Here is a 13,864-nt window from a genome sequence, read left to right as displayed (position 1 = left end):
TTCCCGGACTACAGGAAGATGAACTTGGCGATAAAAATCGCGCAGAGCACCCACAGGCTGACGGAAATCTCCCGGTATTTGCCGGTGCCGGCCTTGAGCGCCACATAAGTGATAAAGCCCAGGGCGATCCCATCGGCGACCGAGAACGTCAGCGGCATCATGATCGCGGTGACGATCGCCGGGATGCTGTCGGTGGCTTCATCCCAGTTGATATGGGCCATGCTCGCCATCATCAACATTGCCACATAAATCAACGCGCCCGCAGTGGCGTAAGCGGGAATCATGCCTGCCAATGGGGCGAAAAACATCGCCGCCACGAACAGCACGCCCACGGTCACGGCAGTCAAGCCGGTGCGACCACCGGCCGCCACGCCTGCGGCGCTTTCTACATAACTGGTCACGGGTGGTACACCCACCATGGCGCCGAACACGCTGGAAGCACTGTCGGCCTTCAATGCGCGAGACAGGTTGTCGATCTTGCCGTCGGCCTTCACCAGTCCGGCACGTTGGGCAACGCCCATCAGTGTACCGGCAGTGTCAAACATGTGTACAAAAAGAAAGGCAAATACCACGCTGATCATGCTCACATTGAACACACCCATCACATCCATGGCCATCCAGGTCGGTGCCAGGCTCGGTGGGATGGAGGCAATGCCGTTGTAATGCACCAGGCCCAGGCCCCAGCCCGCGAGGGTTACGGCAATGATGCTGATCAGGATCGCGCCGAATACACGGTGATAACTGAGGATGGCAATCAGCAGGAAACACACCGCCGCCAGCAGCGGTGCCGGTTCGTGCAGGGAACCGAGCTTGATCAAGGTGGCCGGGCTGTCGACGATGATGCCTGCGGTTTTCAGGCCGATCACCCCGAGGAACAAGCCGACGCCTGCGCCCATGGCATGGCGCAGGCTGACCGGGATGCTATTGAGCAGCCATTCGCGAATGCGTGACAGCGTCAGAATCATGAACAGCACACCCGAGACAAATACCGCGCCTAGGGCGGTTTCCCAGGTGTAGCCCATGGTGCCGACCACGGTGTAAGTGAAAAAGGCGTTCAAGCCCATGCCCGGCGCCAGGCCCACCGGCCAGTTGGCGTACAGGCCCATCAACAGGCAGCCCAGGGCGGCGGCGATGCACGTGGCGACAAACGCCGCGCCGTGATCGATACCGGCGTCAGCCATGATGTTGGGGTTGACGAATATGATGTAGGCCATGGTGATGAAGGTGGTGAGGCCGGCGATCAGCTCGGTCTTCACTGTGGTGCCATGCAAGCGCAGTTTGAACAGGCGCTCCAGCCAGCCACCTTGCGGCGCGGCGAGGTCCAATGTAGGGGCTTCGGTTTTACGGCTATCCACAGCGAGTACTCCTCAATCGTTTTATTGTTATTTCCAGCGCCGGTCACATGAGTGGGCAACAGCACTTTGAGGTACTGGCGGGTTTGTTGACCAAAAGGTCAGGAACTCGCACGAAGCGAATTATGCTTTTGTATACAAATAAAGCAAATAATGTTTTCGATTGTCTGGACGAAAGGAGATGAAAGGCGATTTTCCAGGACGTGCTGGGTAATTATTCTGCCGCTCGCCTTGAAACAACTCCTCGACACCCGCACCTTATCGGCGCAAGCATTCGGTCAGAGCGCACAAGCGGCATAAGGGGAGCCCCATGTACAAGGTTTATGGCGATTACAAGTCGGGCAACTGCTACAAAGTCAAACTGATGCTCAATCTGCTGGGCATCCCGTATCAATGGATCGATGTCGACATCCTCAACGGCGACACCGAGACCGCTGAATTCCTGGCCAAGAACCCCAACGGCAAGATCCCGGTACTGGAGCTGGAAGACGGTACCTGCCTGTGGGAGTCCAATGCGATTCTTAACTTTCTCGCCGATGGCAGTGAGTTCCTGCCGTCCGAACCGCGTCTGCGCACCCAGGTATTGCAGTGGCAGTTTTTCGAGCAGTACAGCCATGAGCCATATATTGCGGTGGCGCGGTTTATCCAGTTCTACCTGAACATGCCGGAAGATCGCCTTGAGGAATACAAGACCACCCACAAGGGCGGTTACAAGGCCTTGAGGGTCATGGAACGCCAGCTGCAAGCCACGCCGTACTTGGTGGGTGAGCAGTATTCGATTGCCGATATTGCGCTGTATGCCTACACCCATGTGGCCCATGAAGGGGGCTTCGACCTGGCGCCTTACCCGGCGGTGCAGGCGTGGTTGCAGCGAGTGGCCAGGCATCCGAAGCATGTGACCATGGTGGATTAAACACAGGCGCAAAGGTGGGAGGGGGCTTGCCCCCTCCCACATTCAGCGCAGCGGCGTATCGGATAATTCTTCATTGAGCAGCTCAAAGCAGCGTTGTGCTGCCGGGCTCAACGTCATCCCACTGCGACTGATCAAGCCAATCTCTCGATTTACCCCGGGGTGCTTGATGTCGATCCGCTTCAGCCCTTCCAGGCTGTCTGCCGCTGACTCCGGCAGCACGCTGATTCCCAGCCCCTGGCGCACCAATGCCAATACCGTCGACATGTAGTTGGCCTCCATGCCCGCGTTCAGCGTCAATCGGGTCTCGTCAAACAGGGCGTCCACCTGTTCGCGCACGCTGCTGTCGCGTCCGGTAAGGATGATCGGCTGCTCTGCCAGTTGCTCCAGGGTCAGTGAGCGATAGCGCGTCAGCCGATGGTCCAGCGGCACAAACGCACACAAGCGGTCATTCAGCACCGGCAGAAATTCCAAGCCATGACTCAAGCGCGCGCGTACCCCAATGCCGAAATCCACCTCGCCGTTGCGCACCTGGGCATGAATGCGATGGGCCACCAAGTCATGCAGGCGCACCTCAATGCCGGCAAAGCGCTGGCGAAACAGGCGCAAGGCCGGGGGCAGGGCGCCGGCGCATACCGAAGGCAGGGCGGCGATGGTCACCACGCCCCGGCGCAGGGCGGCCAGGTCGCGGGAGCCGGTGACGATGTTGTCCAGGTCCAGCAGCAGTTTCTCCATGGGCCCGCGCGCCTCCTGGCCGGCAGCGGTAATACTCACGTGGCGCGGGCTGCGGTCGAGCAGGGCGACGCCGAGCCAGTCTTCCAGTTGTTGCACCTGCACGGTCAGGGCCGACGGCGACAGATGCAGCTCATTCGCGGCCTTGGTAAAACTGCCGGTGCGGGCAACGGCGAGGAAAGCCTGAATGTGCTGGATCGAGTTTTTCATTCTGTTTTTCCGAACGTGCTAGGCCGAATATTCCAATTTACAAAGACTAACCCGCTTCCAATACTCCAGGGAAAACAATAACCGGCCAACCAGGCCGTCCTGGAGTAACCCATGCTCGCAACCCTGGGTGTCATCACCATCCTCTGCCTGCTCGCTGCCGTCATGAGCAAGCGCCTCTCACCGCTGGTGGCCCTGATCGCCTTGCCGATCATCGCCGCGCTGCTCGGTGGGTTCGGCCTGCAGACCAGTGCCTTCATCATTACCGGGATCAAGAACGTCGCCCCCGTGGTCGGCATGTTTGTCTTCGCAATCCTGTTTTTCGGGATCATGACCGACGCCGGCATGCTTGACCCCATCATTGATCGCATCCTGCGCACGGTAGAGACGCGTCCCACAAGGATTGTGGTCGGTACCGCGACCTTGGCGTTGCTGGTGCACTTGGACGGCTCTGGTGCGGTGACCTTTCTAGTGACGGTGCCGGCGATGCTGCCGTTGTATACGCGGCTGGGCATCGACAAGCGCATTCTCGCCTGCGTTTGCGCAATGGCGGCGGGGGTCAACTTCCTGCCCTGGACCGGGCCGGTATTGCGCTCATCGGCGGCCCTGCATGTGCCTGTCGCTGACCTGTTCCAGCCGTTGATCCCGGTGCAGATCGTCGGGCTGATCTTTGTCTTCGCCTGTGCCTGGTGGCTGGGCCATCGTGAAGAAAAGCGCCTCGGCCTGGGCGCCGGCTCCACGGTAGATGCAGTGCCGCAGCGGGTACTCAGCGATGACGATATCAAGCTGCGCCGCCCACGGCTGTTTTGGGTCAACCTGCTCCTGACCGTACTGGTGATGGTGGTGATGATCGCCGGTTGGGTCGACCCGGTGGTGATGTTCATGCTCGGCACCGTGATCGCGCTGTGTATCAATTACCCCAACGTCGACGCCCAGCGTGCACGCATCGACGCCCATGCGAAAACCGCGCTGACGATGGCCAGTATCCTGCTCGCCGCCGGGGTGTTCACCGGCATCATGCAAGGCACCGGCATGCTCAAGGCCATCGCCGAAGTGGCGGTGGCGCAGATTCCGGCGGGTCACGGCAAGTTGATCCCGGCAGTGGTGGGCTTTTTATCCATGCCCTTGAGCATGTTGTTTGATCCCGATTCCTATTATTTCGGTGTGATGCCGGTGATCGCCGAAGTCGGCAAAGCCTTGGGCGTCGACCCCCTGCAAGTGGCCCAGGCCTCGTTGCTGGGCGTGCACACCACTGGTTTCCCGGTCAGCCCGCTGACCCCCGCAACCTTCCTGCTGGTGGGCCTGTGCAAGATCGAGCTGGCCGATCACCAGCGCTTCACCATTCCTTTCCTGTTTGCCGCGTCGGTGTTGATGACCCTGACGGCATTGCTCCTGGGAGTGATTTGAGATGAATACATTGCGTATCGGTTCCGGCGCCGGCTATTCCGGCGATCGCATAGAACCGGCTGTGGAACTGGCCGAACAGGGCGACCTGGATTACCTGGTGTTCGAATGCCTGGCCGAACGCACCATTGCCCTGGCGCAGCAGGTGCGTATCAGCGACCCGCAGGGCGGTTACGACCCGCTGCTGGGTGAGCGCATGCACCGGGTCTTGCCCTTTGTCGGACGGCTTGCAGGGCGTCGCCGCTTGCGCGTGATCACCAATATGGGCGCGGCCAACCCGCTGGCGGCTGCCATTGAAGTACGGCGTATTGCCGCCGAACTCGGCCTTGGCCTCAAGGTGGTGGCCGTGGTGGGCGATGATGTACTGCACGCCTTGCCTGGCGAGCAGTTGCTGGATAACGGCCAGACCGTTGCTTCCCTCGGCGAGCGCCTGATTTCCGCGAATGCCTACCTGGGGGTGGACGGCATTCTTGAGGCGCTGCGCGTCGACGCTGATGTGGTGATCACCGGGCGTGTGGCCGACCCTTCGTTGTTCCTGGCGCCGCAGATGTTTGAGTTTGGCTGGGCCGCTGATGATTGGCAGCGTCTGGGTCGCGGCACTTTGGTTGGGCATTTGCTCGAATGTGCCGGGCAGGTCAGTGGCGGTTATTTTGCCGACCCGGGTTTCAAGGATGTGGATGACCTGGCGTGCCTGGGTTTTCCGCTGGCTGAAGTCGATGCGGATGGCCACGCCTTGATCACCAAAGTCACAGGCTCCGGGGGGCGGATCAGCCGGGCCACATGCGCCGAGCAGTTGATCTACGAAGTGCATGACCCTGCCGCTTATTTGACCCCGGATGTGACCGCCGATTTTTCCCAGGTTGGGTTTGTCGAGGAGAACGTGGACCGAGTGCGTATCCAGGGCGCTGATGGCCGTGCGCGGCCTGAACAATTGAAGGTCAGCGTCGGTTATCTGGATGGCTGGATCGGTGAGGGACAGATGTCCTACGGCGGTCCGGGGGCTGTCGCACGGGCGCAGCTGGCACGAGACGTTGTACTCAAACGTCTGGAATTGATGGGCGTGAAGATGCAGGAGGTGCGCGCCGAGTTGATCGGCATAGACGCGCTGCACGGCCAGCGCAGCAGTGTTGAACCCTGGGAAGTACGTCTGCGGGTGGCGGCCCGTTGTGAGGAACGCAGTGAAGCCGTGCGCGTCGGCAATGAAGTGGAAACCCTCTACACCAACGGCCCTAGCGGTGGTGGAGGCGCGAGCAAGAACGTGCGCCAGGTGGTGGCGGTAGCCTCGTTATTGCTGCCCCGAGAGTCGGTCAAGGTGAGGATTGAAGTATGAAACTGCACATGCTGGCCCATTCCCGCACCGGGGATAAGGGCGACACGTCGAACATTTCCATCATTGCTTATCGCGCCGAGGATTATCCGTTGCTGTGTGAACAGTTGACTGCTGAGCGCGTGGCCGAGTTCTTTGCCGGTTTACGTGAACTTGATGCGCCGCCGGTACGGCGTTATGAGCTGCCGAGCGTGCAGGGGCTGAACTTCGTTCTGCCGGGAATCCTGCGCGGCGGCGTGACACGCTCACTGGCCCTGGACGCCCACGGTAAGTGCCTGGGCTCGGCACTGCTGGATCTGGACCTGATAACACCGACCTGATTTCTGTAGGAGCGAGCTTGCTCGCGAAAAACGTCAACGATAACGCGTGCTTCCTGAGTAAACGCGGTGCCTGAGAGTTTTTCGCGAGCAAACCCGCTCCTACATTGACCGCAGTGTGCTTCAGATCGCAGCGAAGCGCTTGTCCAGGTACTCGATGATCACCTTGGAGTCGTACATCCAGGTGGTCTGGCCGTTTTCTTCGATGCGCAGGCACGGCACCTTGATTTTGCCACCTTGCTCCAGCAGAGTCTGGCGGTCCTGCTCGTTGTTCTTCGCGTCTTTGAGGGCAACCGGCACGTTGAGGCGATGCAGGGTACGGCGGGTCTTGACGCAAAACGGGCAGGCGTGGAACTGATACAGCGTCAGGCTCTTGGCCGCTTCGTCCACTTGCGCCTGTTGTTCGGCGGGGCGTTGTTTTTTGCGTGGGCGGGTCAGGAAATCGCCGGCGATGATGATTTGGCCGAGGCCCACTCGAAGTGCTTTGACGAACATGGCTGTTACCTCTTGCCCATAACTGAGGGGTCGCAGCTTACCTGATTTCTGCAGGCGAAAAAAAACCGGCGATGAACGCCGGTTTTTTTACTACTCGCCCGTTACTTGATCAGGCTGAGGAATTCACTGCGGGTAGCTGCGTTGTCGCGGAATTCACCGAGCATCACCGAGGTGATCATCGACGAATTCTGTTTCTCCACACCGCGCATCATCATGCACATGTGCTTGGCCTCGATCACTACGGCCACGCCGAGGGCGCCGGTCACTTCCAGTACGGCATCGGCGATCTGGCGGCTGAGGTTTTCCTGGATCTGCAGGCGACGCGCATACATGTCGACAATCCGTGCGACCTTCGACAGGCCCAGCACTTTGCCGCTCGGGATATAGGCAACGTGGGCCTTGCCGATAAACGGCAGCAGGTGGTGCTCGCACAACGAGTACAGCTCGATGTCCTTGACCAGCACCATTTCGCTGTTGTCGGAGCTGAACAAGGCACCGTTGGTGACTTCTTCAAGCGTCTGTGCATAACCGCGGCAGAGGTACTGCATCGCCTTGGCGGCACGCTTTGGCGTGTCGAGCAGACCCTCGCGGGAGACGTCCTCGCCGAGTTGGCCGAGAATCTCTGTGTAATTCTGTTCCAGGGACATGAAACTACCTGTGGGATTTTCGCAAAGCGCAAGGTTACGGTGACGGACACATCGCTGCAAGCCTGACGACGGTCTTGTTACTCGTCGCGCCCCTCCAGCATGGTGCGCTTGAGCATCACATACACCGCGCCGGCACCACCATGGCGGGGCTGGCAGGAGGTAAAGCCGAGCACCTGGGCATGCTGGCGCAGCCAGGTGTTGATATGACTCTTGATCATCGGTCGCTTGCCGTCCAGCCGTACAGCCTTGCCGTGGGTAACGCGCACGCAACGGATTTCGAACCGGGTGGCTTCGGCGAGGAAAGCCCACAGGGTTTCCCGGGCTTTTTCCACGTTCATGCCGTGCAAATCGAGACTGCCTTCAAACGGGATCTGGCCGGTCTTGAGCTTGCGTATCTGGCTTTCCTGCACGCCGTCGCGGGCCCACATCAGCTCATCTTCGGGGCCGACGTCAATCACGAACTGGTCCGACAGGCCATCTACCGTAGTGGCATCGGTGCGCACGGTCGCGGCCTGGCGCAGCTTGGCGATCTGCGCCCGGTCAGACTTGGGTTTGCCGGTGTCGGCGCGGTCGTGCTTGATCGGCTTGACGCCGCGCAGCTCGTTTTTGAACAGGGAAAAGTCGTCGTCTTGCATGTCAGCCTCCGCGAAGGGCGGGCAGTTTACCTAAATCGCGGCGGCCAGGGCGCAGCAAATACTATCCAAGCGCCATCAGTCGTGCTTTTTCATCAGGTGCGAGGCGATATTCAACGACAACGGCTGGCGCATCCGCCGACGGCTGCGGCGCCACAGCCATACACCCAGCCATATTACGAGCAGGCCAATCACTAACAGGATCGCCGAGCCGCCCGGGCTGGCATTCAGTTCGCCCAGTGCCGGTGAATGCCCAAACAGGCCGGCGCCACCAGCGCCTGCCAACAATAAACCAACCAGCGCCAGCAACGCGGCAATGCCCGCAACCAGGCGCAGACGCCAATTGCTCGGGCCCTTGGGGCGCAAGCGACGAGCATCAAAACCATCGGATATCTTCATTCCGACCTTTCCTCCAGGGTATCGGCCCTTCGACCGGAAGATACACAGGTTGTTCCTGTACCCGAGGTAAATGCGCCAAATGAGAGGGCTTTGCGGATGAGCGGCGCAGTCAATACGCCGCTCATTGTGGAGTGATCAGATCAGATCTTTGGTCAAGGCGAGGGTGGCGAAGTTGTCGGCCATGATCGCCATTTCGGTCTGCTGTACGTGTTCGGCACTCAGGATGCCGCCCTTGTAAGGCAGGTCGCGGGTGGCACAGGCGTCTTCCACCAGGGTGCAGCGAAAGCCCAGGTTCTTGGCCGCCCGCACGGTGGTACTGACACTGGAGTGGCTCATGAAGCCGCAGACGATCAGATCCAGAGAGCCAAGGTCCTGCAGGTGTTTTTCCAGGCCGGTGCCGTGGAAGGCGCTGGGCAGCAGCTTGCCGATGATGGTTTCGTCACCCTCAGGCTCCAGGCCCGGAATGAACTCGCCACGCTCGCCCTGGGGGTCGAACAGGCCCCCGACGGTGCCCAGGTGGCGCACGTGCACGATCGGGCGCCCGGCGTTACGTGCCGCCGCCGACAGTTGCTTGATATGCTCGACAGCCGCGTCCATGCCCGAAAGGGCGAGGGGGCCGCTGAGGTATTCCTTCTGGGCGTCGATGATCACGAGGGTCGCATGATTGAGGTTGGCTGCTGCGTAACCGCGACCGCTGAGTTGAAACATCGTCTTTGGAACGGACATTCTGGGGGCTCCTGTGAGTGGGGCTTTTGCGACATTGTCCACTGGCTGAGCGCTTCTGTGAATCGCTACCATCGTAAGGTACGCCGTTGCTGGCGTGCAGCCATGTCAAGAGGGGGGCCTGTTTAACACAAAGCGGGCCAATTGGATGAAATCCGACGTACGGGGCCGGGGTTTTCGTACATCGTCGGTACAGGTGAAGGCTGTTAGAATCGCCAGTCGTTTTTTCCAGGAGTCTGCCCCCGTGATCACTTCCCGCCTGCGCACCTTGCGCGACCACATCCGTTGGGCTGTCAGCCGTTTCCATGGGGAAGACCTGTTTTTCGGCCATGGTACCGACAACGCCTGGGACGAAGCCCGGCAATTGGTGCTCGGCGCCTTGCACCTGCCATGGGAAATTGCCGACAGCTACCTGGATTGCAACTTGGAAGAAGAGGAAATCTCCCATGTGCAGCGCTTGTTGCATCGGCGTATCCATGAGCGTGTGCCTACCGCCTACCTGTTGAAAGAAGCCTGGTTCTGCGGCCTGTCGTTTATCGTCGATGAACGCGTGTTGATCCCGCGCTCACCGATTGGCGAGTTGATCGAAAACCGCTTTGAACCCTGGCTGGCACAGCCACCTGCACGCATCCTCGACCTGTGCACCGGTTCCGGTTGCATTGGCATTGCCTGTGCCTATGAGTTCCAGGACGCCGAAGTGGTGCTGGGTGATTTGTCTTTCGAAGCGCTGGAGGTGGCGAATCAGAATATCGAGCGCCACGGCGTCGACGAGCGCGTTTACACCGTGCAAGGTGATGGTTTCGACGGCCTGCCTGGCCAGCGTTTCGACCTGATTGTGTCCAACCCGCCCTACGTGGATGCCGAGGATTTCGCCGACATGCCCGATGAGTACCAGCACGAGCCGGAACTGGGCCTGGCCTGCGGTGACGACGGCCTGAACCTGGTGCGCCGGATGCTGGCCGAAGCGGCCAATCACCTGACCGAGAAGGGGTTGCTGATTGTCGAAGTGGGCAACAGCCAGGTGCATGTTGAGGCGCTGTACCCGGAAGTGGATTTCGCCTGGCTGGATTTCCAGCGCGGCGGGCATGGGGTGTTCATGTTGACGGCTGAGCAGTGCCGCCAACATCAGGCCATTTTTGCTGCCAGGGTTTAACCCAGGTTTAACTGAAGAGACTGGGCCAATGTGGGAGGGGGCTTGCTCCCGATGGGGGAGTGTCAGTAGATGCATTGCTAACTGACACACCGCTATCGGGGGCAAGCCTCCTCTTATCAAACTTCAAGTAAGCTACTGATTTTAAAGAGTTAAAATTTAGTCTCAACGCCGGATATTTTGGAGGCGGCCCAGGTTGCTGCGCGACGGCGCCACGTCGACGATGTGACCGGGTTGTTGGGTTGTTGGGGCGAGTACATATCCGTTGCTTAGGTAACGGCTACTATAGGTTCCGCTCTTACAGCGGCTCACTTTTGAACAGCCGGAATGCCGGCCCAGGCAAAAGTAAGCAAAAGGCTCTTGCCCCACCACTCGGCACCTCGCCCAGGCTCGGTGTGCCCTCTCTCCGGCTTGAAGCCGTGGGCCGCCGTCATGGGCCATCCTTGGCCCAGGACGGCTAACCCGGCGTCCTGCCGGGTTAGCCACGGCTTCAAGCCTGCGTTCGGCCAGCGTGGTTTAACGGGGCGCCTGAGATCAAGATCAAGAGCGACTCGCTGCGCGTCGCAGATACGCTGGCGGTGCTTCTGCTTTTCTGTAGGAGCGAGCTTGCTCGCGAAAAACCTGAGAACGCCGAGTTCTTTCTGGTTTCCCGCGTCATCGTTAACCACCTTCGCGGGCAAGCCCGCTCCCACAGGGGTACGCGCAAGCTTCAACGATCAGGTCGGCTATAAGGCCGCCTCGCTGTGTTTTTGATCTTAGGCGCCCCGTTAAACCACGCTGGCCGGAATTCGACATTGATTTGGGGCACACCGAGCCTGGGCGAGGTGCCGAGTGGTGGGGCAAGAGCCTTTTGCTTACTTTTGCCTGGGCCGGCATTCCGGCTGTTCAAAAGTGACCCGCTGTAAAAGCGGAACCAATACAGACTGTGTGAAAACCTAGCAATCTGCCGGCCGGTTAAAGAAAATGCCCGTATCGCAAGATACGGGCATTTTGCTTATGCGCTATATCCAAGGTGAAGACCGCTCCCAGAGCGCTCTGTTTCCACTTTCGTTGGACGAACTTATCCCCGATGACCATCTGGTTCGGGTGATCGAGGCCTACATTTCCCTGCTGGACCTTGAGCAGTTGGGTTTCGACAAAGCCAGACCCAAGGCCACGGGACGCCCTTCGTACGATCCTGCCGATCTGCTCAAACTCTATCTGTACGGCTATTTCCAGCGTATTCGCTCGTCGCGACGACTCGAGGCCGAGTGTCAGCGCAACGTTGAAGTCATGTGGCTGTTGGGCCGACTGGCCCCTGACTTCAAAACCATCGCTGATTTTCGCCGCGACAACAGTGCGGCGTTCAGCGCCACCTGCCGCGCCTTTGTTCAGTTTTGCCGACACGCTGGCCTGATTGCTGGCGAGCTGGTGGCCATCGATGGCAGCAAGTTTCAGGCGGTGGCTTCGAATCGAAAGCACATGACGCCGAAAAAGCTCAAACACCAGGAAGCGGCGCTCGAGAAGCGCATTGAACGCTATTTGGCGCAGCTCGATGAGGCGGATCGTGGCGAGGAAGGGGAATCCATTGACCGCTCGGCGGTGCAGGCGACGCTTCGGGAGTTGCAGGTAAAAAAGGCCAATAACCAGACCTGCCAACTGCTCATGGAAGCTCAAGGTCTGGTTCAACACATTGTGGGCGAGTCCGATGCGCAAAAAATGCGCACGCCTTCTGGCAAGTTCGTGGCGTACAACATCCAAAGCGCCGTGGACGCTGAACATTGTCTGATTCTGCACCACGAGGTAACTCAGGATGGCTCTGATCGGCAGCAGCTTGAGCCAATGGCAAAAGCTGCTAAAACCGAGCTGAATCAATCGCAATTAAGCGTCACGGCCGATGCCGGCTACTCCAATGGCGAACAGTTTCAAGCCTGTGAAGATGTCGGCATCATGGCCTTCGTACCGCCTAATCGCTCGGTCAACAATCAAGGTGACGGTACTGAGTTTTTTGATCGCACGGACTTCAAGTACGAGGAACAACGCGACGCTTATCAATGCCCTGGCGGTAAATGGCTAACACTTAAGCAGATGAACAAAAGCAATCGGATTTATCAGGCGACTATCGCCGATTGTGGCGTTTGTCCGTTAAAAAGCCGCTGTACCAAAACGAGCCGCCGCCACCTCACGCGCCATGCTCATGAAGCCGCTTTTGAACGGATGGAGCAGCGAATGCGGGCCCATCCCGAGATGATGGCTAGCCGACGATCTATCGTCGAACACCCCTTCGGCAATCTCAAGCAATGGCTATTTGGCAATGGCCGGTTCTTGCTACGACAGCTGAAAGGCGCCAGAGCCGAAATGGCACTGGCGGTACAAGCCTACAACCTGAAAAGGGCGATCAAGGTGCTCGGAGCACAAAAGCTGATGGCGTTGATGGGCTGAGAGGCCCATTATTTTTCAGATTTCAGAAAAGCCAATGCCCCGACAAGTCGGGGCATTGGCTTTTAAACAGCGGCAGACTGCGTTTTCACACAGTCTGCAATAGTGGCCGTAACCTAAATAACGGATATGTACTCGGTCTGATCCAACATCCCGGTCGGCTGTCAGGCCGCCACGGGAGCAAGCTCCCAAGTTTGCTGCGCGACAGTGTCACATCGAAGATGTGGTGGGGACTCCCACATTTGTAATTGCATTCCAGTCTGCTACCGGTGCGTGGCAATCCAGATCAACAACCCCGCCTGAAACACCGTAAACGCCACCAGGCAGGTAATGGTAAAGCGCAGCCCGCTGTCTTCACGCTTGAACTTGGTGACTTTTTCCTCTTCCTTGCGCAGCTTCACTTCCTGTTCCATCAGGTTCTGCTCGGCCTGTTGCAGCATCTGCGCCGCTTCCAGGATCTCCACGAACTGCACCTTCTCGGTGTTCCAGCTATCCAGAACGTCGCCGACCTTGCCTGGCTGCACATTGCCTTTGAGGTGCTGCACATCGGCGTAGGCCACATCAAAGCCCTGGATACGCAGGAAGTGATCGCGACGCAGGCGCGTGGCTTCGTTGAGGGCGTCCTTGTTGGCCAGGTCGACGCCATCGACGCGGTAGTGTGACCATTTCTTCTTTGCCCATGCCGCTGCCTGGGCGACGAGGAAGCGGCCTAGACCACGGTTGGCGGGTTCGATTTCGAGGCTGTTGCCTGGGCCAAAGTGCACGCGGTGTTTATCGTGATCGACCCAGATATCCAAATGATTCTGCTCGCGACGCACCCGTTGGCCTGGCAACTGAATGACCATACGCAGCAAGCTGTGATGTTTGTCATGGCGCTCGGCATAGCCGAACTGCACGAAGCGTAACGGCCGGGCGCCGGTGGCGCGGTCGGTGGCCAGGGGCGCCAGGCGCAGCATCTTGAAATGTTCGGCGTGGACGTCCGCCCACGGCAGGGCCGGCGCCACGACGGCCTCGGGCCCAGTCGGGGTGTCGGCAGTCGATTCGGGTGTTGCTTCGGTGGTTGTCATGCGGCGCGTTCCTGTCCAAGCCCGGCGAGCCGACAGTCTTTTTACTGTCGACCCAGGGCTTATCGGCCGTTTTTCCCAGGACTG

At 59.3% G+C, this 13,864-nt stretch carries 15 protein-coding genes; 6 read left to right on the top strand and 9 right to left on the bottom strand.

Annotated elements, in window-relative coordinates; translation table 11 throughout:
- Positions 1–8: 8 nt before the first annotated feature.
- Positions 9–1,355 carry an NCS2 family permease gene (locus KVH01_RS12785; protein ID WP_043049805.1) on the bottom strand — a complete coding sequence of 449 codons (1,347 nt, stop codon included), beginning with the start codon at positions 1,353–1,355 and terminating at the stop codon, positions 9–11.
- Positions 1,356–1,662: 307 nt separating this feature from the next.
- On the opposite strand from KVH01_RS12785, the gene KVH01_RS12780 reads away from it, so the two are divergent.
- Positions 1,663–2,265: a glutathione S-transferase family protein gene (locus tag KVH01_RS12780; protein WP_043049804.1), complete on the top strand. Its 603-nt coding sequence runs from the start codon at positions 1,663–1,665 to the stop codon at positions 2,263–2,265.
- Positions 2,266–2,307: 42 nt separating this feature from the next.
- Here the strand turns inward: KVH01_RS12780 and KVH01_RS12775 are convergent, their stop codons facing one another.
- The gene (locus tag KVH01_RS12775; protein WP_217881699.1) at positions 2,308–3,204 is read right to left on the bottom strand and encodes a LysR family transcriptional regulator; all 897 of its coding nucleotides are present in this window, start codon (positions 3,202–3,204) and stop codon (positions 2,308–2,310) included.
- 111 nt (positions 3,205–3,315) lie between these two features.
- On the opposite strand from KVH01_RS12775, the gene KVH01_RS12770 reads away from it, so the two are divergent.
- The 3 genes from KVH01_RS12770 to KVH01_RS12760 are packed head-to-tail and all read left to right on the top strand — an operon-like array spanning position 3,316 to position 6,252.
- On the top strand, positions 3,316–4,608 hold the full coding sequence (locus KVH01_RS12770) for a CitMHS family transporter (protein WP_217881698.1): 1,293 nt from the start codon (positions 3,316–3,318) through the stop codon (positions 4,606–4,608).
- A gap of 1 nt (position 4,609) precedes the next feature.
- Complete coding sequence (locus KVH01_RS12765) at positions 4,610–5,935, top strand: acyclic terpene utilization AtuA family protein (protein ID WP_217881697.1); 1,326 nt, start codon at positions 4,610–4,612, stop codon at positions 5,933–5,935.
- Positions 5,932–6,252, top strand: a complete 321-nt coding sequence (locus tag KVH01_RS12760; RefSeq protein WP_217881696.1) for an AtuA-related protein — start codon at positions 5,932–5,934, stop codon at positions 6,250–6,252. The genes KVH01_RS12765 and KVH01_RS12760 overlap by 4 nt, the downstream gene beginning before the upstream one ends.
- Positions 6,253–6,372: 120 nt before the next feature.
- On the opposite strand, the gene KVH01_RS12755 is transcribed toward KVH01_RS12760, so the two are convergent.
- From KVH01_RS12755 to KVH01_RS12735, 5 genes are all read right to left on the bottom strand, one after another.
- Positions 6,373–6,744, bottom strand: coding sequence for a glutathione S-transferase N-terminal domain-containing protein (locus tag KVH01_RS12755; protein WP_217881695.1), 372 nt, complete (start codon positions 6,742–6,744; stop codon positions 6,373–6,375).
- A 101-nt stretch (positions 6,745–6,845) separates the two neighbouring features.
- Positions 6,846–7,391: a GTP cyclohydrolase I FolE gene (folE, locus tag KVH01_RS12750; protein ID WP_043051833.1), complete on the bottom strand. Its 546-nt coding sequence runs from the start codon at positions 7,389–7,391 to the stop codon at positions 6,846–6,848.
- A 77-nt stretch (positions 7,392–7,468) separates the two neighbouring features.
- Positions 7,469–8,026, bottom strand: a complete 558-nt coding sequence (locus tag KVH01_RS12745) for a Smr/MutS family protein (protein ID WP_217881694.1) — start codon at positions 8,024–8,026, stop codon at positions 7,469–7,471.
- Positions 8,027–8,101: 75 nt separating this feature from the next.
- Positions 8,102–8,422 carry a hypothetical protein gene (locus tag KVH01_RS12740; RefSeq protein ID WP_043051835.1) on the bottom strand — a complete coding sequence of 107 codons (321 nt, stop codon included), beginning with the start codon at positions 8,420–8,422 and terminating at the stop codon, positions 8,102–8,104.
- 135 nt (positions 8,423–8,557) lie between these two features.
- The gene (locus KVH01_RS12735; RefSeq protein WP_043051836.1) at positions 8,558–9,148 is read right to left on the bottom strand and encodes a cysteine hydrolase family protein; all 591 of its coding nucleotides are present in this window, start codon (positions 9,146–9,148) and stop codon (positions 8,558–8,560) included.
- A gap of 241 nt (positions 9,149–9,389) precedes the next feature.
- Between KVH01_RS12735 and prmB the strand changes: the two genes are divergently transcribed.
- Positions 9,390–10,298, top strand: coding sequence for a 50S ribosomal protein L3 N(5)-glutamine methyltransferase (prmB, locus tag KVH01_RS12730; RefSeq protein WP_217881693.1), 909 nt, complete (start codon positions 9,390–9,392; stop codon positions 10,296–10,298).
- Between the two features lie 305 nt (positions 10,299–10,603).
- Here prmB and KVH01_RS29855 read toward each other — a convergent pair whose 3' ends face one another.
- Entirely contained in the window at positions 10,604–10,975 is a 372-nt protein-coding gene (locus KVH01_RS29855) for a hypothetical protein (RefSeq protein ID WP_225924170.1), read from the bottom strand.
- 316 nt (positions 10,976–11,291) lie between these two features.
- Between KVH01_RS29855 and KVH01_RS12720 the strand changes: the two genes are divergently transcribed.
- Positions 11,292–12,716, top strand: coding sequence for an IS1182 family transposase (locus KVH01_RS12720; RefSeq protein WP_217880603.1), 1,425 nt, complete (start codon positions 11,292–11,294; stop codon positions 12,714–12,716).
- Positions 12,717–12,976: 260 nt separating this feature from the next.
- On the opposite strand, the gene KVH01_RS12715 is transcribed toward KVH01_RS12720, so the two are convergent.
- Positions 12,977–13,780: a hypothetical protein gene (locus KVH01_RS12715; protein ID WP_043047642.1), complete on the bottom strand. Its 804-nt coding sequence runs from the start codon at positions 13,778–13,780 to the stop codon at positions 12,977–12,979.
- Between the last annotated feature and the right edge of the window lie 84 nt (positions 13,781–13,864).

This window comes from Pseudomonas khavaziana (genome assembly GCF_019145205.1).
In the GTDB taxonomy this organism is placed as follows: Bacteria; Pseudomonadota; Gammaproteobacteria; order Pseudomonadales; family Pseudomonadaceae; genus Aquipseudomonas; species Aquipseudomonas khavaziana.
Note: the sequence above shows the minus strand (reverse complement) of the source record. Positions and strands in the feature narration are given on the sequence as shown.